This is a genomic window from Pantoea phytobeneficialis, from assembly GCF_009728735.1.
Lineage (GTDB): Bacteria > Pseudomonadota > Gammaproteobacteria > Enterobacterales > Enterobacteriaceae > Pantoea > Pantoea phytobeneficialis.
Map to the genome: position 1 here is coordinate 3339302 of NZ_CP024636.1, position 18449 is coordinate 3357750.

Annotated in this window: 11 protein-coding genes; 5 read left to right on the plus strand and 6 right to left on the minus strand. The window is 55.7% G+C overall.

Annotated elements, in window-relative coordinates:
* Window positions 1-2 precede the first annotated feature (2 nt).
* The 3 genes from mdtC to CTZ24_RS15480 are packed head-to-tail and all read right to left on the minus strand — an operon-like array spanning window position 3 to window position 7443.
* Window positions 3-3080 (minus strand): multidrug efflux RND transporter permease subunit MdtC, encoded by a 3078-nt coding sequence (gene mdtC, locus CTZ24_RS15470; RefSeq protein WP_021185992.1) that lies wholly within the window; start codon window positions 3078-3080, stop codon window positions 3-5.
* Window positions 3077-6199 (minus strand): MdtB/MuxB family multidrug efflux RND transporter permease subunit, encoded by a 3123-nt coding sequence (locus CTZ24_RS15475; protein ID WP_208723975.1) that lies wholly within the window; start codon window positions 6197-6199, stop codon window positions 3077-3079. The genes mdtC and CTZ24_RS15475 overlap by 4 nt, the downstream gene beginning before the upstream one ends.
* Window positions 6199-7443, minus strand: coding sequence for an MdtA/MuxA family multidrug efflux RND transporter periplasmic adaptor subunit (locus tag CTZ24_RS15480; RefSeq protein WP_208723976.1), 1245 nt, complete (start codon window positions 7441-7443; stop codon window positions 6199-6201). The genes CTZ24_RS15475 and CTZ24_RS15480 overlap by 1 nt, the downstream gene beginning before the upstream one ends.
* Window positions 7444-7685: 242 nt before the next feature.
* Between CTZ24_RS15480 and CTZ24_RS15485 the strand changes: the two genes are divergently transcribed.
* Both CTZ24_RS15485 and CTZ24_RS15490 read left to right on the plus strand, forming a co-directional pair.
* Window positions 7686-8648: an aldo/keto reductase gene (locus tag CTZ24_RS15485; protein WP_208723977.1), complete on the plus strand. Its 963-nt coding sequence runs from the start codon at window positions 7686-7688 to the stop codon at window positions 8646-8648.
* A gap of 247 nt (window positions 8649-8895) precedes the next feature.
* Entirely contained in the window at window positions 8896-10233 is a 1338-nt protein-coding gene (locus CTZ24_RS15490; protein ID WP_208723978.1) for a carbohydrate porin, read from the plus strand.
* An 82-nt stretch (window positions 10234-10315) separates the two neighbouring features.
* Here the strand turns inward: CTZ24_RS15490 and yegD are convergent, their stop codons facing one another.
* From yegD to CTZ24_RS15505, 3 genes are all read right to left on the minus strand, one after another.
* The gene (gene yegD / locus CTZ24_RS15495; RefSeq protein WP_208723979.1) at window positions 10316-11668 is read right to left on the minus strand and encodes a molecular chaperone; all 1353 of its coding nucleotides are present in this window, start codon (window positions 11666-11668) and stop codon (window positions 10316-10318) included.
* 66 nt (window positions 11669-11734) lie between these two features.
* On the minus strand, window positions 11735-14299 hold the full coding sequence (locus tag CTZ24_RS15500; protein ID WP_208723980.1) for a diguanylate cyclase: 2565 nt from the start codon (window positions 14297-14299) through the stop codon (window positions 11735-11737).
* Between the two features lie 159 nt (window positions 14300-14458).
* Window positions 14459-15073, minus strand: coding sequence for a phosphatase PAP2 family protein (locus CTZ24_RS15505; RefSeq protein WP_208723981.1), 615 nt, complete (start codon window positions 15071-15073; stop codon window positions 14459-14461).
* Between the two features lie 239 nt (window positions 15074-15312).
* Between CTZ24_RS15505 and udk the strand changes: the two genes are divergently transcribed.
* The 3 genes from udk (at window position 15313) to asmA (ending at window position 18439) form a co-directional block, all read left to right on the plus strand.
* A complete protein-coding gene (gene udk / locus CTZ24_RS15510) occupies window positions 15313-15954 on the plus strand; it encodes a uridine kinase (protein ID WP_021185984.1) in 642 nt (213 codons plus the stop codon).
* Between the two features lie 82 nt (window positions 15955-16036).
* Window positions 16037-16618, plus strand: coding sequence for a dCTP deaminase (gene dcd / locus CTZ24_RS15515; RefSeq protein ID WP_021185983.1), 582 nt, complete (start codon window positions 16037-16039; stop codon window positions 16616-16618).
* A 21-nt stretch (window positions 16619-16639) separates the two neighbouring features.
* On the plus strand, window positions 16640-18439 hold the full coding sequence (asmA, locus tag CTZ24_RS15520) for an outer membrane assembly protein AsmA (protein ID WP_208723982.1): 1800 nt from the start codon (window positions 16640-16642) through the stop codon (window positions 18437-18439).
* The last annotated feature ends 10 nt before the right edge of the window (window positions 18440-18449 follow it).

Sequence of the window (18449 nt, forward strand, 5' to 3'; positions counted from 1 at the left end):
CGTTAATTCTCCTGAATGTTGATCAGCGCCGGGCGCTTCCTGCGTCGCAGCTTATCCATCATCAGATACACCACCGGTGTGGTGTAGAGCGTTAGCAGCTGGCTCATGACCAGGCCTCCAGCGATGGTGATGCCGAGCGGTTGCCGCAGTTCTGCGCCATCGCCGCTGGTCAGTACCAGCGGCAGTGCGCCAAACAGCGCGGCCAGCGTGGTCATCAGAATCGGGCGAAAACGCAGCTGGCACGCCTGAAATATTGCCTCACGCGCCGTCAGGTTGCCGTTTCGTTCTGCCTCCAGCGCAAAGTCGACCATCATAATCGCGTTCTTTTTCACGATGCCAATCAGCAGCAAAATGCCGATCAGCGCAATCAGGCTGAACGGGGTGTTAAACAGTTCCAGCGCCAGCAGCGCACCGACTCCGGCGGAGGGCAGGGTAGAGAGAATAGTCAGCGGATGGACATAGCTCTCATACAAAATCCCCAACACGATATACACCGCCGCAATTGCCGCCAGAATCAGGTACAGCTGGCTGGATTGCGACTGCTGGAACACCTGCGCCGTACCAGCAAAGCTGCCACGCACGCTGCTGGGGACACCCAGTGCCGTCATGGTGCGGTCAATCGCATCGGACGCCTGCGACAAGGATACGCCTTCCGGCAGGTTAAAAGAGATAGTCGAAGCGGCAGATAAGCCCTGATGGTTAACGGACAACGGCGCATTGGCCGGTTGCCAGCGGGCAAACCAACTCAGCGGGATAGCTTTTCCGTCGCTGTTGATGACAAACATTTGCTCCAGTGCGCTGATATCCTGGGTGTAACGTGGTTCCACCTCCATCACCACTTTGTACTGGTTCAGTGGTTGATAGATCGTCGAAATCTGCCGCTGACCAAAGGCGTTATTCAGTAAGGCGTTAGCGGCAGAAACATCAATCCCCAGCCGCGCCATGCTCTCGCGATCGTAAGTCAGCGCCATCTCGCTGCCGTTATCCTGTTGATCAGAGTTGACGTCAGCCAGTTCCGGCAGGGCGGCAAATGCTTTACGGATCTGAGGCTCCCAGGTGCGCAAATCCGCCAGGTTATCGGACAGCAGGCTGTACTGGTAACTGGCGTTTGACTCGCGTCCACCAATACGGATGTCCTGCACCGCATTGAGATACAGATTAGCGCCCGGCTCCTTTGCCAGCTTGGTGCGCAGGCGGGCAATCACCTGCTGGGCGGTTTCACTCCGTTCGGAAAGCGGCTTAAGGGAGATAAACATCGAGCCGCTGTTGGTGCGCGAGCCACCGGTGAAACCGGTGACATTATCCACCGCCGGGTCGGCCTTGATGATGTTCATAAAGTCCTGCAATTTCCCCCGCATCGCCTGAAAGGAGATGCTCTGGTCGGCAGAGATAAAGCCGGTCAGGCGTCCGGTATCCTGCTCTGGCATAAAGGTTTTGGGAATCGAGATAAACAGCCAGATGGTCAGCCCGACGGTGGCCAGCAGCACCAGCAAGACCCAGCGCGCATGATCCAGCACCCAACCGAGTGAGCGACCATAGCCATGCTGTACCGCCATCAGCACGCGTCCGGCACCGCGCAGACGCGGCTGTGCGCGGGGAGCATGTGGTTTCAGCAGGTATGCGCACATCATTGGCGTCAGGGTGATGGAGATAAACAGCGAGATCAGGATCGCCACCGAGAGGGTTATCGCGAATTCAGAGAAGAAGCGGCCAATGATACCGCCGAGCATCAGCAGCGGCAGAAATACCGCAATCAGGGACAGGCTCATCGACAGCACGGTAAAACCGACTTCACGTACCCCCTGCAACGCCGCCGGTAAGGGTTTCATTCCGGCTTCAACATGGCGCGCGATATTCTCCAGCACCACGATGGCGTCATCTACCACAAAACCGGTGGCGATGGTAAGCGCCATCAACGACAGGTTATTCAGACTGAAGCCGCACAGATACATGGCGGCAAAGGTACCAATCAACGACACCGGCACTGCGGCGGCGGGGATTAACGTGGCGCGTCCGTCACGCAGGAAGAAAAACACCACCAGAATCACCAGGGCGACGGCGATGATCAGCGACTGCTCCACCTCCTGCAAGGAGGCGCGGATGGTGGGCGAACGATCCTGCGCCACTTGCAGGTCGATGGATGCCGGAATGACATCATGCAGCTCCGGCAGTTCGGCACGAATACGGTCAACGGTGTCGATGACGTTCGCTTCCGGGGATTTGCGGATCACCAGCAGTACCGCCGGTTTGCCATTGGTCATCCCGGCGTTACGCACATCCTGCACCGAATCCTGCACGTTCGCCACATCACGCAGCCGTACTGCCGCGCCGTTGTTGTAATGCACCACCAGCGGCTGATAATCGCTGGCGGTTTGCAGTTCATCGTTGGTTCGCAATTGCCAGCGTTGCTGGTGGTCATCAATCGCGCCTTGTGGACGGCGCTGGTTGGCGTTAGCAATGGCCGTGCGCACCGCATCCAGTGACACGCCCTGATTGAACAACGCCTGCGGATTCAACTCGACACGCACCGCTGGCAGCGAGCTTCCGCCCACCGTGACATCGCCAACGCCTTCAATCTGCGACAGTTTCTGCGCCAGTTGCGTTGAGGCGTAATCATACAGCTGACCGGGATTATAAATCTCCGAGGTCAGCGTCAGAATCATAATCGGCGCGTCGGAAGGGTTGGCCTTACGGTAAGTCGGACGGCTTGGCATCCCGGTGGGCAACAGGCTCTGCGCGGCGTTGATCGCCGCCTGCACATCGCGTGCGGCACCGTTGATGTCGCGGTCAAAATCAAACACCAGGATAATACGCGTGCTGCCCAGCGAGCTGGTGGAAGTCATCTCGCTGACGCCAGCGATACGCCCGAGCGAACGTTCGAGCGGCGTCGCAACCGAAGAGGCCATGGTTTCCGGCGCGGCACCCGGCAGCGATGCGGAAATCACGATCACCGGAAAATCAACCTGCGGTAGCGGCGCGACCGGCAGCAGGCGGAAGCCGAGAATCCCCGCCAGCGCAATCGCCAGCGTCAGTAGCGTGGTGGCGACGGGGCGGTGGATGAACAGGGCAAAGAACTTCACGGCTGCGTCTCCGGGCGGCGGAAGCGGCGACGCGTGATCTGTGCCAGGCGGTCAAACAACAGGTAGATGACCGGAGTGGTGAACAGCGTCAGGATCTGGCTGAGGATCAGGCCGCCAGCCATAGCAATTCCCAGCGGCCGACGTAACTCTGCCCCCGCGCCGGTGCTCAGCATCAATGGCAGCGCACCCAGCAGAGCGGCCAGCGTGGTCATCAGGATCGGACGGAAACGCAGCAGACAGGCCTGATAAATCGCCTCTCGCGGGGACATACCCTGTTCCCGTTCCGCCGCCAGCGCAAAGTCGATCATCATGATGGCGTTTTTCTTCACGATACCGATCAACAAGATGATGCCGATGATCGAAACAATATCCAGTTCGTTGCCGCTGATCATCAGCGCCAGCAGCGCCCCCACCCCGGCGGTAGGCAGCGTTGAGAGGATGGTCACCGGATGGATAAAGCTTTCGTACAGCACCCCCAGCACGATATACATCGCCACCACCGCCGCGATGATCAGCCACACCGTGCTGGTGAGCGCCGCTTCAAATGCCAGCGTGCTGCCCTGGAACTGGGTCATCATCTCGGCAGGCATGCCGACCTGATCTTCAGCTGCGCTGACCGCTTTGACGGCGTCGCCAAGTGAATAGCCGTCGGCCACGTTAAAGGAGAACGTTGCTGAGGGAAACTGGTCGAGATGGTTGATACTCAACGCCGCATGACGTTCTTCCACTCTGGCAATGGCACTCAGCGGCACGCTGCCGCCATCGGTGCTGGTCAGACGAATGCCGTCCAGACTGGCGAGGCCGGGTGTGGCCTCGTTGTTCTGTCCTAACACCACGCGATATTGATTGGCCTGGGTGTAAATGGTTGAGATCAGACGCTGACCGAAGGCGTTGTACAGCGCGTTATCGACATCCGCCATGGTGATACCCAGACGGCTGGCGCTGTCGCGGTCGACACGGATAAAGGCTTCTAACCCTTGATCCTGCCAGTCGTTGCTGACATCGCGCAGTTCGGGCAGGGTGTTGAGCAGGTTTTGCAGCGCCGGCACCCAGGTACTCAGCGAATCAAGCGAGCCGGATTGCAGCGTGAATTGATACGGGGTGCGGCTGGCCTGAGTATCGATGGTGAGATCCTGGACCGGTTGCAGCCACAACGACACGCCCGGCACGCTGGCGATCGCATCCTGCAACCGTTTCTGCACTGCCGGGATACGATCATCGCGCTCGGCCAACGGTTTGAGGTTGATTTGCAGCCGTGCGCTGTTCAGGGCGGCATTGGTGCCATCCACCCCGACAAATGAAGTCAGACTCTGCACCGCCGGATCTTTCATGATGATCGAGGCGACATCGCGGGTGCGTTGCGCCATGTTGGCATAGGAGACGGACTGTGGCGCCTGCAAGGTGCCCTGAATGATGCCGTTATCCTGTTGCGGAAAGAATCCTTTGGGGATAACGATCCATAGCAAAACGGTAAGTAGCAGGGTGCCCAGCGCGACTGACAACGTCAGCCACGGATGTTTCAGCACCCGCGTCAGCCAGCGGCCATAACCGGCGACTACTCGATCAAACATCGCTTCACTGGCGCGTGAAAAACGGTTCTGTTTGCGTAAGGATTCGGCACTGAGCATGCGTGCGCACATCATCGGCGTCAGCGTCAGCGATACCACGGCGGAGATCAGGATCGCCACCGCCAGGGTGACGGCAAATTCACGGAACAAACGGCCAATCACATCTCCCATAAACAGCAGCGGGATCAGCACCGCAATCAGGGAGAAGGTGAGGGAGATAATGGTGAAGCCGATTTCACCGGCACCTTTCAGCGCCGCGGTAAGCGGTTTTTCCCCTTTCTCCAGATAGCGGGAGATGTTCTCAATCACTACGATGGCGTCATCGACCACAAAGCCCGTGGCGATGGTCAGCGCCATTAACGTCAGGTTGTTGATCGAGAAACCGAGAAAATACATCGCGGCGAAGGTGCCGACCAGTGACAGGGGAACGGCTACCGCCGGAATAATGGTGGCCGGGACATTGCGTAAAAACAGATAGATGATCATCACCACCAGGCCAATTGCCAGCATCAGCTCGTGCTGGGTATCGGCCACTGAGGCACGGATATTGGTGGTGCGATCGGTGAGCATTTTCACTTCAACCGACTTCGGCAGTGCAGCGGTCAGGGATGGCAGCAGCGCCCGAATGTTATCTGCTGTGGCGATAATGTTAGCGCCTGGCTGGCGTTGTACGTTGAGCACGATGGCGGCCTGACGGTTCGCCCAGGCACCGAGCCAGCTATTTTCCGCTCCCTGTTCGATGGTGGCAACATCGCCCAAACGCACCGGTGCACCGTTGTTGTAGCTGATGATCAACTGACGATAATCCTCGGCAGAGGTCATCTGATCGTTGGCTGACAGGGTGATTGAACGGGTGGGGCCGTCGAGGCTTCCTTTCGCCGAATTGACGTTAGCGTTGCTGATGGCGGTACGCACGGTTTCGCTGGTCAGCCCCAATGCTGCCAGCGCCTGCGCGTTCATCTGCACGCGCACGGCGGGACGCTGCCCGCCGGAGAGCGTCACCAGGCCGACACCGCTGACCTGAGAAATCTTCTGCGCCACACGGGTTTCCACCATATCCTGCACCTGGGTGAGCGGCATGCTGGTGGTCGTGACGGCAAGGGTCATGATCGGCGGATCGGCCGGGTTAACTTTACTGTAGACCGGTGGATTGGGCAGATCGCTCGGCAAAAGATTGGTTGCGGAATTGATTGCCGCCTGCACTTCCTGCTCGGCAACATCGAGCGACAGCGTGAGCTGGAATTGCAGCGTTATCACCGATGCGCCACCGGAACTTTGCGAAGCCATCTGCTTCAGCCCCGACATCTGACCAAACTGGCGCTCCAGCGGTGCGGTGATTGACGAGGTCACCACATCCGGGCTGGCGCCGGGGTAAAGGGTAACGACCTGAATGGTCGGATAATCCACCTCCGGCAGCGCGGAAACCGGCAGGAAGCGATAACCGAGGATACCGGCCAGCAAAATAGCGATCATCAGCAGGGTGGTTGCCACCGGGCGCAGAATAAACAGGCGGGACGGTCCACCGCTGGTGTCGGGAGGCATAACCTGCATTATTGACGTTCTCCGCGTGCTGGCTGCGCAGCGCGAGTGCTGTGGGTGGCGGTGCTCTGCGGCGCGACAATCTCAACGGTTGCGCCTTCGGTCAGACGATCCAGACCGTCGGTCACCACACGTTCACCCGCTTCCAGCCCGGCGCTGATCACCACTTTCTGGCTATCCTGCAAACCGGCGGTAACGCGTTTTTTGCTCACCTTGTTCTCGCTATTCACCACCCAGACAAAATGGCCGTCGTTGCTCATTTGCAACGCAGCGGCAGGGATAACCACCGCATCCTGCAAGGTATCGACTTTCAGGCGTGCATTGACGAACTGGTTGGGAAATAACGCGTCGTCTTCATTGCTGAAACGCGCTTTTAATTTGATGGTACCGGTGGTGACATCAATCTGGTTATCAATACTCAGCAGCGAACCAGTGGCGAGCAGGTTGGTGTTGCTCCGATCCCAGGCATCCACCACCAGCGGCTGGCCGCTTTTCTGTGCCTTGAGGATTTGACTGATATTGTTCTCGGCCACGCTGAATACCACATCAATCGGATGCGTTTGCGTGATCACCACCAGGCCGGTGGTGTCGCCAGAGGTAATGTAGTTGCCAACATCGACCTGCTTCAGGCCGACGCGCCCGGAGATGGGGGCGGTAATCCGACTGTAGGTCAGGTTCAGTTGCGCGCTGGCGACGTTGCCTTCATCGGCTTTGATGGTGCCGAGGGTTTCACTCACCAGCGAGCGTTGGGTATCCAGTTCCTGCTGTGAAACCAGCGCGGTTTTTGCCAGCTTTTCATAACGGGCCAAATCGCGTTTGGCGTTGGCAAGTGTGGCCTGATCTTTAGCCAGTTGTCCTTGTGCCTGGGTGAGCGCCACCTGATAAGGGCGAGGGTCGATCTCGGCCAGCAACGCGCCAGCGTTAACCTGTTGCCCCTCTGTGAAATGCAGCGCCATTAACTGACCATCGACCCGGCTGCGCACCGTGACGGTGTTGGCAGCGGTGACGGTGCCGAGGCCAGTCAGATACTGTGGCACGCTTTGTAAGGTGGCGGTGGCGGCCTGAACCGGGGCCAGTGGTCGACGATTAGCGCCATTTGCACCACTCACGCCGCGCCCATGATGGCGTTGTCCTTCGGCCTGTGGCTGTTTATTGGGTTCAGCCGGATGTTGCCACCAGTAATAACCGCCCGCCAGTACAGCGACGATCGCCAGAGTAATCAGGCTTTTTTTCAACAATGGACGTCGGGTGTTCATGAAGTTATGTGCTCTCCAGCGAATTCGTTTTCCCAAAATGCGCCGCCCAACCTGCCGGAGCGCAAACGAAAGAATTGTAGTCGCCAGGCATGGGCGAAAATTGAAGGAAATAAGAATATCGTCCTGTGCACGCTAAGTATTCATATTCTGTACGAATTTTATCAGGATTTTTTCATAAGCCGGTTTTGCCCTTTGCTAAGCTGGAGAGCTGAGCCGTCTCGTTTCAATTAAGGAGAAATAAAATGAGTCAACAATCAACTCGCCAGCTTGGCGACACGGGTATAGCAGTGCCGGTTCTTACTTTTGGTGGGAATGTATTTGGCTGGACCGTGGATGAGAAAACGTCCTTTTCCTTGCTGGATGCATTGGTGGAGAAGGGATTGTGGTTTATTGACACCGCCGATGTTTATTCGCGCTGGGCGCCTGGCAATCAGGGCGGTGAATCGGAAACCATTATTGGTAAATGGCTGAAAAAAACCGGCAAACGCGACAGCATCGTGCTGGCGACCAAAGTGGGTATGGAATTGTCGCCGGATAAAACCGGCCTGAAACCGCAATATATTCGCCAGGCGGTGGAAGACTCACTGCGCCGTTTGCAAACCGATTATATCGACTTGTATCAGGCGCACCGCGATGATCAGGATACGCCGCTGGCTGACACGCTGGCCGCGTTCGATTCATTGATCAAAGAAGGGAAGGTACGGGCGATAGGTGCCTCCAACTACAGCGCCGAACGGTTGCAGGAAGCGCTGGACATCAGCGAGCAGCAGGGGCTGGCACGTTATGAAACGTTACAACCGGAGTACAACCTGTATGATCGCCAGGGCTATGAAAGCGGTCTGGAGCAAGTTGCAGTGGAACATGGCTTGGGCGTGATTAACTACTATTCACTGGCCAGTGGCTTCCTCAGCGGCAAATATCGTACCGCAGCAGATGCCAGCAAAAGTGCGCGTGGACAGGGCGTGGTCGCAAAATATCTTAATCCGCGCGGCTTGCGCATTCTTGATGCGCTGGACACCGTGGCCGATTCCCATGATGCGTCACCCACTCAGGTAGCCCTGGCATGGCAGATTGCCCGCCCGAGCATCACCGCGCCAATTGTCAGCGCGACCTCGTTAGCGCAGATTGATGATTTGGTGCAGGCAACGCAACTCAGGTTAGGTAAACAAGAGATTGAAGAACTGTCGCGCGCCAGTGCCGGTTAATTATCCTTTCGTCGCGGTGCGATTTATCGCGCCGCAACAATGGGTTGCTGATGTTAACCGGAGCGTAATTTTTTCCAGTCAAAAAATGCCATTCTCGTCAAAAGATATTCATTCATAGATCGCTGTCACAATTGCATTAATTAACTGTCACCTCAGGGAACTCTGAGCACATATTTGCAAAAATCACCCCACCCTCAGCACTATTCTCTGCTCGATCTTTCCAGTAACTCACAAAAGAATAACCATTATGAACAGAAAAGAAGCAGTGCAACGCATCCCGAGCCGTCTGGCCGCGGGAACGATTATGTTCGCTCTGCTGAGCGCATCTGCCGTGGCAGCAGATGCATTCAGCTACGATTCTCCCTATATGTTTGGTGACTGGGGCGGTTACCGAACGCAGCTTGAGAACGATGGCGTCAAATTTGACGTTAACTACACCATGGAAAGCGCCTCTAACCTTGGTGGCGGTTATGACAAAAACACCTCGATGCGCTACAGCGATCAGTGGGCGTTTGGTGTCAATCTCGATCTGGAAAAACTGCTGAACTGGCAGGATGCCGAATTCCAGATGACCATTACCGACCGTAATGGCCGCAACATCTCTGATCAGGTGGGCGATCCGCGAAGCGGCACGCTCTCTTCCGTTCAGGAAGTCTACGGTCGCGGTCAGACCTGGCGTTTAACCCAATTCTGGTTACGCCAGGGACTATTTAATGACGTGGTCGATATCAAAGCGGGTCGTGTCACCGTGGGTGAAGACTTCGATAACTTCGACAGCAAATTCCAGAACCTGGCGTTCGGCAGTGGCCAGGCCGGTAACTGGCGTGGCGACCGTTGGTACAACTGGCCGGTTTCACAATGGGGCGGTCGTATCAAAGTTAACATTACGCCGGAAGTGTTCTTCCAGGTGGGCTTCTATAACGACAACCCGAAAAACTACGATACCGGCAATGGCTTCCGCCTTGATATGAACAATTCACTCGGCAACATGGTGCCGGTGGAATTAGGCTGGAAACCGACCTTTGGCCCGGACAAACTGCCGGGTAACTACCGTATCGGTTACTACTATTCGTCAGTTGATGGCGATGTGTATGGCAGCTGGCGTAATGGCGCTTACCAGGATCAGGCGCATGCCTATGGTGGTTATGTCCTGTTGCAACAACAGCTGACGGCGCAGGGCGGCGATGCCAGCCGTGGTCTGGGCGTCACGGTTCAGGCGGTGATGAACGATCACAAAACCTCAAAAACCGACAACTATCAATCCATCAGCTTTACCTGGAAAGGACCGTTTGATGCGCGTCCTGCCGACGAAATTGGTATTGGTGCAGCACGTATCCACGTAAACAGCTCCTATACCACGGCATTACGTCAGCAAAATGCGGCGAATGGTGAAACGGACTACAACAGCCCGACCTATCTGCCGATTCAGGATGGTTCTGAATATAACTATGAAATCTATTACAACGCTCAGTTGACCAAATGGCTGCAACTGCGTCCAAACCTGCAATATGTTGTAGCGCCGGGGGCCGTGAGCGAAGTGAAAGATGCGTTTATCGGCGGTATTGCGGCGAATATCAATTTCTGATTAATCACTTACCAAAGAGGCGTCCTGTGGGACGCCTCCAATTCTGCGCGATAAATCGCGCCGCGACAGAAATTATGTTCGGTTAACCGAACATAATCTCGGCCCAACGGGCCAGGCCCGCGGTGACTGAGCCAAAATCATCGCCACTGGCAATGGGCGTATCCGGTAATGCCTGCTGTAACGCTGCACGCAGCACCGGTGAACGGGCGCTGCCGCCGGTCAGATAGATCACCTCCGGCTTGGTCTCACAGGTCGCCAGTGCCAGATGCACCTGTTCCAGAATGCGTTCCAGCGGTTGATTGATCGCCTCTTCCAGCTGTGCCGCGCTGGTTTCCGTTTGTAACTGCGCAGCAATAAATGCCAGCGAAGCGGAGGTAACCGGTTGATCGGAAAGCGCGATCTTGCTTTCTTCCGCCGCACGCACCAGCCGATAGCTCAGTTTCTGTTGCCATACCTTCAGCAGGTATGCGACCTGATCAGGATCCTGGGCATCACGTACCAGGTCGCGCAGAAGCTTGCCGCAGGCGGCAGAGTAAAACTCGCTTTGTGCCGGAACATCGTTGATCGCCACCGCGTTCCACCACGGCAGGGCGGGGAGGGCGATGCCTTTCTGCGTGTTACCGCCAAGACCGAGCAGCGGCATCAGGGTTTTGAACGCCAGCATAATATCCAGATCGTTTCCGCCCACGCGGCAACCGCTGTGCCCCAGCAAGCTGGCGCGACGATCGGCTTTATTGCGCCATTCCGGTCCCATCAACAGCATCGAGCAGTCGGTAGTACCGCCGCCGATATCGACCACCAACACCCGTGTCTCTTTGGTCAGTGTGGCTTCGAAATCTAAACCTGCGGCCACCGGTTCAAACTGAAATTCCACATCGCGGAAACCGGCGCGTTTAGCCGCACGCAGTAGAATCCCCTGCGCCTGCTCATTCGCTTCATCTCCGCCCAGACCCTGGAAGTTAATCGGACGGCCAATCACCGCCTGATCAATCGGCTGCTCGAGCTGGCTTTCACCCTGCTGGCGGATATGCAGCATCATGGCGCAGACTAAATCCTCAAACAGCGCGATCTGCTGTGGTTTCAGGCCGTTGGCCCCGAGAAAGGATTTGGGCGATTTAACAAACCACACCTCTTCCGGCTCAACCATATAGTTTTGCAACGCAGTAAGACCAAACTGGACGCTGCTGGCGGTCACATCGATGTCTTCTTCGCGGTTAAAACGCAACGCGCGTTGCAGCAACGCCTGACCTTCGCTATCGGGAGTCGGCACCTGATGGTGACGGTAAAGCCATTCGCTGATAGCTTCGCGGGTGGGCGCGCAAATCATGGAGGGAAGCAGGCGCTGGCCATTTTCCAGCGTCAGCAGCCGTGGTGTGCCCGCATCGCTGACTGCGATGGAACAGTTGGCGGTGCCATAATCGAATCCGATAAACATTATTGTCCCCCATGCCGGAAAAAAGGGGGCGACTTTAGCGCAGCTCGCGCGGGCAGGCAAGGCAGATTACATCTGTATTTCCTGATAAACATGATATTGCCCGCGTCCGGCGTGTTTGGCGCTGTAGCAGGCAACGTCGGCCTGGGACATCACCAGATTGCTGATGCAATTATGCTCGTCAATCTGCGTCATACCGGCGCTGGCACCGACTTGATAGATACTGTCCAGCCACATAAAACGATACTGATTGATCGCCGTCACCAGCCGTTGTACCACCTCGCGCACGTCATCGACCTCGCAGTCCGGCAACAGCAAGCCAAATTCGTCACCGCCGAGGCGGGCGAGGAAATCACTGCTGCGGATATGGTGTTGCATCAGCTCACTCAGCTCGCGCAACAGCGCATCTCCGGCAGCATGGCCCGCGGTATCATTCACCGCTTTAAATTTGTCGAGGTCGATAAATACCAGCACATGCTGATGCTGGTTGACTGCCGCATCACTCAGCAAGCGTTTAAACTGCCTTTCAAAGTTGAGACGATTGGGTAAACGCGTCAGCATATCGTGAGAAGCGCTATAACTCAGACGCTTCATCATCTTGCGTGATTCGCTGACGTCCTGAATGACCATCACTGCCCCAATACTCTCGCCAGTCAGTGTCTTCAGTGGGGTGATGCTGTAATGGACTTCGAATACGCCCCCGTCGGCGGTGTGCAACACCAGCTCTTCTTCCAGGTCTGGCGTGGTTTTTTCTGCCGGAAGCTGACACAACAGCAGATTGTGGATCCGCGCCCCGGCAGGGCCATGCGTGATGTTAAGCAACTCGGAGATTGCCATCCCTGCTGCGGCATCCTGCGTCCAGCCGGTCATCTTTTCTGCCACCGGATTCATAAAGGTGACCTGCATTTCATCGTTGGTGCTGATCACCGCTTCACCGATCGAATCCAGGGTAATCGCCATGCGTTCTTTTTCCTGGAATAAGGCATCGTTCAGTGTGCGCAGGTGGGTAATATCCTGGCTGATACCGAGCATACGTTCGATCTGCCCATCCTGGCTGAGGATACGGTTGGCTTCGGTACGCACATAACGAATCCCCTCCGATAATCCGATGCGGTATTCCATATGAAACGCACTGCGGCGTTCAATCGCCTGCTGCACCGTCAGCGCGACATATTCCTGTTCTGTCGGGTGCACCCGTTGTAACCACAGGTCATAGGTAGGGACTTCATGCGGTGCCAGCGCAAACAACTCATACATGCGTTTGTCCCACATCAGCTCACCGGTCACCAGGTTCCATTCCCACACGCCAATACCGCCCGCTTCATTGGCGAGGGTAATGCGTTCCATCAGGCGTCGATTTACTTGCTCACTCTGCTTAAGCTCAGAGATATCAACGATTTGTGAAATGAAATACAGCGGTTGCTGTTGGGCATCCCGCACCACTGAGACGGTCAGGCGCGCCCATACCGTTTCGCCATCTTTGCGGAAATAACGCTTTTCCAGGGTGTAAGTCATGATTTCACCCTCCAGCAGCCGCCTGAGTTGCTGTAAATCGTTGTTCAGATCGTCAGGGTGGGTGATTTGCTGAAAAGTGAGCTTACGCAACTCTTCCGCCGGAAAGCCCAGAGTTCGGCACAGCGATTGGTTGACCTGCAACCAGTTCCCCTGCGGGGAAACCAGCGCCATGCCGATCGCGGAATACTCCATAGCGTTACGGAAGCGGGTTTCGCTCTCAGCGATATGATTTTTTTCACGCTGGAATGCATCCATCACCAGCGCCATAACGTGGCTGGGGATGAGCACCAACAGGAAGGGCAGCCAGGTTCCAGCCTGACCCAGCATACGGTCATCGTGACCGAGATTGACCAGGTTGAATGCCAGCAGCAGCGAGATAAAACTGGAGTTGAGCAGGAACAGTAAAAAGGCTTCGAACTTGGGTAAGCGTATCGCACACCAAAACAGGATCACTACAATAAAGGTGAAGGGCCACGGCAGATAACGCAGGCTGAGGTAGCTGGCAAGCAGGGTAAAGGCCAGGGTGAGGATCGTTTCTATACTGCGATGGCGCGCAACCGGGTTTTCCTGCTTTCCTAACGGCCACAGCAGCAACACCGGGCCCAGCGCCAGCATACCAATGACTTCAGAAATCACCCAGGTGGAGAAAAACGGCAGCGAGGCGGTGCCACTGACGCTTAACAACCACAGTGCCAGCAAGCCGCCGACAAAAGGCGCGATAATACCGGCAGTGACCACATAACGGCCCCAGTCCAGCAGTGAGTCGAGGGGCGCGCGCCGATCGAGCAGCACACGCAGCATGATGCCGCCCATCAGCGCCTGTAACATGTTAAGCAGGGCAAATTTGAGGTTGCTGACCGCCGGGCCAATCACCAGGAGGTTGGCTAACGCAGTACCCACCATGCAGCCTAATAATAACAGCGGCACGCGGTGCACCGGGGCGCGGAACACCACAATGGTCATTAACGCGGTGGAGAACCACAACGGAGAAATACGCCCGCTGACAATGATCAATTCCAGACAGAATAACGTCAGCACAAACGCAACTACCCCCAGGTAGAGGGCGTTGAGCCAATGTTTCTTTGAGCCATCTTGCGAGGTTAAAATTTCGAGGGTCATGCACGAATCCAGCAGCGCGCATTCGCAACACGACGAAAAATGCGCCAGTCATTCTCTAACTGGAATGCTAGCACATCTGGAAAAGATGTCTGCCGCGAATTCACTTTTCTACCTTATTCAATGCATTGAATCGCCCTTTATTAACAAAGGGCTGACTGATCACTGACGAAAAAGATCCGCACGAGTATAAGGTTTTTCCAGCCCGGCGAGGTCAGCGGAGAAGCGTTCAAGGAATTGCTGGGTGGTCGCAACCCGCCCGTGGCTCATCAATAACAGTGGTACCAGAAATGCGACACCCATCTGCGGCAGACTAAAACCTTTAAGTGCGGTGTCGCGCTGGCTGAGCAGAAACGCACTGCTGAGGGTAAAGCCCAGCATCAGGCCGGCAAGCACTTCACTGAGCGAATGCGCATGGATCACCAGACGCGAGAAGCCGACCATCATCGGAATCAGGTAGCCGACACCAATGGTGCACAGCCGCCAGAAACCAGACCAGCGACCCGACACCAGCCACATCATCACCGGCCAGAGCGTCGCTGACATGGCACTGTGACCACTGAATCCGGTGAAGTTAAATCTGGCGCTGCCGATGCCAAAGCCGAGAAACATGATTTTCGAGATGCTGACCAGCAAACCCGCGAGGCCAAATGCCAGCAACCAGTACCAGACGGTACGATGGTTGTCGCTTTTCCACGGCAACACCAGTGCGATGATCACCGCGGTGGGGATCAGCAACATACTGTCACCGAAATACGTCAGGGTTTTCCAGCTCATACTTCTCCTTGCGGGCTTACAATCGAACAGGCGCAACGCTGCATACCACGTCGGCATGAAGAACAGTGTATCGATTATGCGCCCCGCTGCAAAAGGGGATAATCTGAAAAGGTGTCGGCTGCATTTCTCTGGCATCAAACCGGTGAAATCCCTATAATTGCCGCCAACCAAACCCTCTCATTATCGGCCCGTCGAAGCATGTGCTTCAACAGGCTCCAGTTATCAGGTCTTAAAAAAGTATGACTGACAAGTCTCATCAGTGCGTGATCGTTGGCATTGCAGGTGCATCCGCATCCGGAAAAAGTCTTATTGCCAGCACGCTCTATCGTGAAATCCGTGACCAGGTCGGTGACGAGCATATCGGGGTGATCCCGGAAGATGCCTACTACAAAGATCAAAGTCATCTCACAATGGAAGAGAGGGTAAAAACCAATTATGACCATCCCAGCGCGATGGATCATGACTTGTTACTGCAACATTTGCAGGCGCTGAAGGCAGGCCAGAACATTGATCTGCCGGTTTACAGTTATGTCGAGCACACCCGTACCTCTGAATCTATCCATCTGAAGCCGAAAAAAGTGATCATTCTGGAAGGGATTCTGTTGCTGACTGATGCACGCTTGCGTCAGGAGATGAATTTCTCCATTTTTGTCGACACCCCGCTGGATATCTGTCTGATGCGTCGTATGAAACGCGATGTTAATGAACGTGGTCGTTCGATGGATTCGGTGATGAGCCAGTACCAGAAAACCGTGCGCCCGATGTTCCTGCAATTTATCGAGCCTTCCAAGCAGTACGCCGACATTATTGTGCCGCGCGGCGGGAAAAACCGTATTGCTATTGATATCCTCAAGGCAAAAATTAACCAGTTCTTCGAATAAACCGCGTCCGGATGGACGTGTGCGGCTCAGGTTGTCACCAAATGGCAACCTTTCGCTACACTTAAATCATGGAGTTACAGCGATGAGATTATGCGATCGCGATATAGAAACCTGGCTGGACAGCGGTAAGCTGGCGATCACACCGCGTCCACCGGTTGAACGTATTAATGGGGCCACCGTAGATGTGCGCCTGGGCAATCAGTTCCGCACGTTTAGCGGTCACACTGCACCTTTTATCGATTTAAGTGGTCCGAAGCATGAGGTGAGTGCTGCGCTGGACCGCGTGATGAGCGATGAAATCGTGCTGCCGGAAGGGGAAGCCTTCTTTCTGCATCCGGGGGAACTGGCGCTGGCGGTGACGCTTGAGTCGGTGACGATACCCGATGATCTCGTCGGCTGGCTGGATGGTCGTTCATCACTGGCGCGTCTGGGATTGATGGTGCATGTTACGGCGCACCGTATTGATCCCGGCTGGCAGGGACGGATTGTGCTGGAGTTTTACAACTCGGGTAAGCTGCCGCTGGCGTTGCGTCCCGGCATGTTGATTGGGGCATTAAGCTTTGAGCCGCTCTCTGGTCCGGCAGCGCGTCCTTACAATCGTCGTGAAGATGCGAAATATCGCGGTCAGCAGGGTGCTGATGCCAGCCGTATCGACAAAGATTGATCGTCAAACTTTGAGGAAGTAATGAGAAGATTGATAACCACGCTGGCCATCCTGTTAGTGGTGGTCGTCGCGGGAATGACCGCTCTGGTGTTGCTGGTAAACCCCAACGACTTTCGTACCTATATGGTACATCAGGTGGAACAACGAAGTGGTTATCGGCTTCAGGTTAACGGCGATTTACGTTGGCATGTATGGCCGCAGCTCAGTATTCTCGCGGGGCGCATGAGCCTGACAGCGCCGGGTGCCAGCCAGCCGCTGGTTACCGCCGAGAATATGCGTCTTGACGTGAATCTCTGGCCATTACTTTCACATCAACTCAGCGTCAGTCAGGTGATGCTGAAGAATGCCATCATTCGTGTCACACCCGACAGCGATGCGCAAAAACCCACTGGCTCACCTGTGGGGCCGCGTGATACCGAGCCGACCACCAGCAGCAATGGCTGGTCTTTTGATATCGGTAAGCTACGACTTGCTGATAGCCTGCTTATCTGGCAGCAGCAGGGTGGCGACGAATATAACTTCCGCGATTTCAATCTCAGCCTGAATCAGGATGCCAGCAAACAAGCCAGCATCGATCTCAGCACCCGTGTTTCACGTAATCAGCGTAATTTCACTGTCAGCCTGAAAGGGCAGTTCGATGCGGCTCAGTACCCCCACCGTCTCAGTGGCAGCATTGACGCGCTGGATTACACCCTTGATGGCGCGAATCTTCCGACGCAGGGGATTAAAGGGACGTTAAGCGGTGAGGGTGAGTGGAACAGTGACCGGCAGCAGTTTGCCTTTAATAAATTGCAGCTGAGCGCCAACGACAGTTCTCTTGATGGCAGTGCAGAAGGGAGCCTGATGCTGCCGCAGCGGCTTGATCTTAAATTGCATGCGACGGCACTTAACCTCGATAACCTGATGGTCAGTGCGCCGGCAACTGATAGCAGTGCCGCGCAGCATGCCACTGTGATACGCACGCCAGTGATTGCGGAACCACGCGAACGTGACAATAGTGATTCTCCGCTGAATATGATGGATCTGGCGCTCAACCTGACGGCAGATCAGGCGGTATGGCGTGGCCTGACGCTCAGTCAGTTGCAACTGACGGCGAGCAACCAGGAAGGGTTGATGACGCTGAGTCAGTTACAGGGCAAGTTGGGTGACGGGCAATTTTCTATTCCGGGCACTGTCGATATTCGTCATCCAATCACCACGGTGACACTGCAACCCAAATTGCAGCAGGTGGCGATTGCGCCATTGCTGAAGGCGTTTGCCTTGCCGGAAGTGCTTCAGGGGACGGTATCTCTGCAAGGGGATTTGAGCGGCAGTGGTCTGAGCATTGATGATGCTAAACAGAAGTGGCAGGGTAGTGCAGAGCTGACGGCGAGCAACCTGCAACTCGCGCAGCTTAATCTGCAACAGATGGTGAGCCGTGCCGTGGCGCGCGTCAGCAATCGCGTCAGCAATGATGAAGGCGAAGATCAGAGCATCCAGCAACTGAGTGGCCGCATCAGCCTGAATAAAGGTGTTGTCACGCTGCCTGATTTACAGGGCGGCAGCAATCATCTGGCGGTACAGAGCCAGGGGAATATCAATCTGCTTACCCGTCAGTTGGATGTGACCATCAATATGATGTTGCGTGGCTGGAAAGGGGACGAGAAGCTGGCTGCGGTCATGAATGAGCAGACCATTCCCCTGCGGATGTACGGGCCGTGGGATAATTTGCAGTACTCGCTGCCGGTAGATCAGGTATTGCGCCAGCAGTTGCAAAGCGAAGCGAAGAACCGACTGGAACAGTGGCTGGATCGTCAGCAATCATCACAGAAGAAACCTTGATTGACCAACG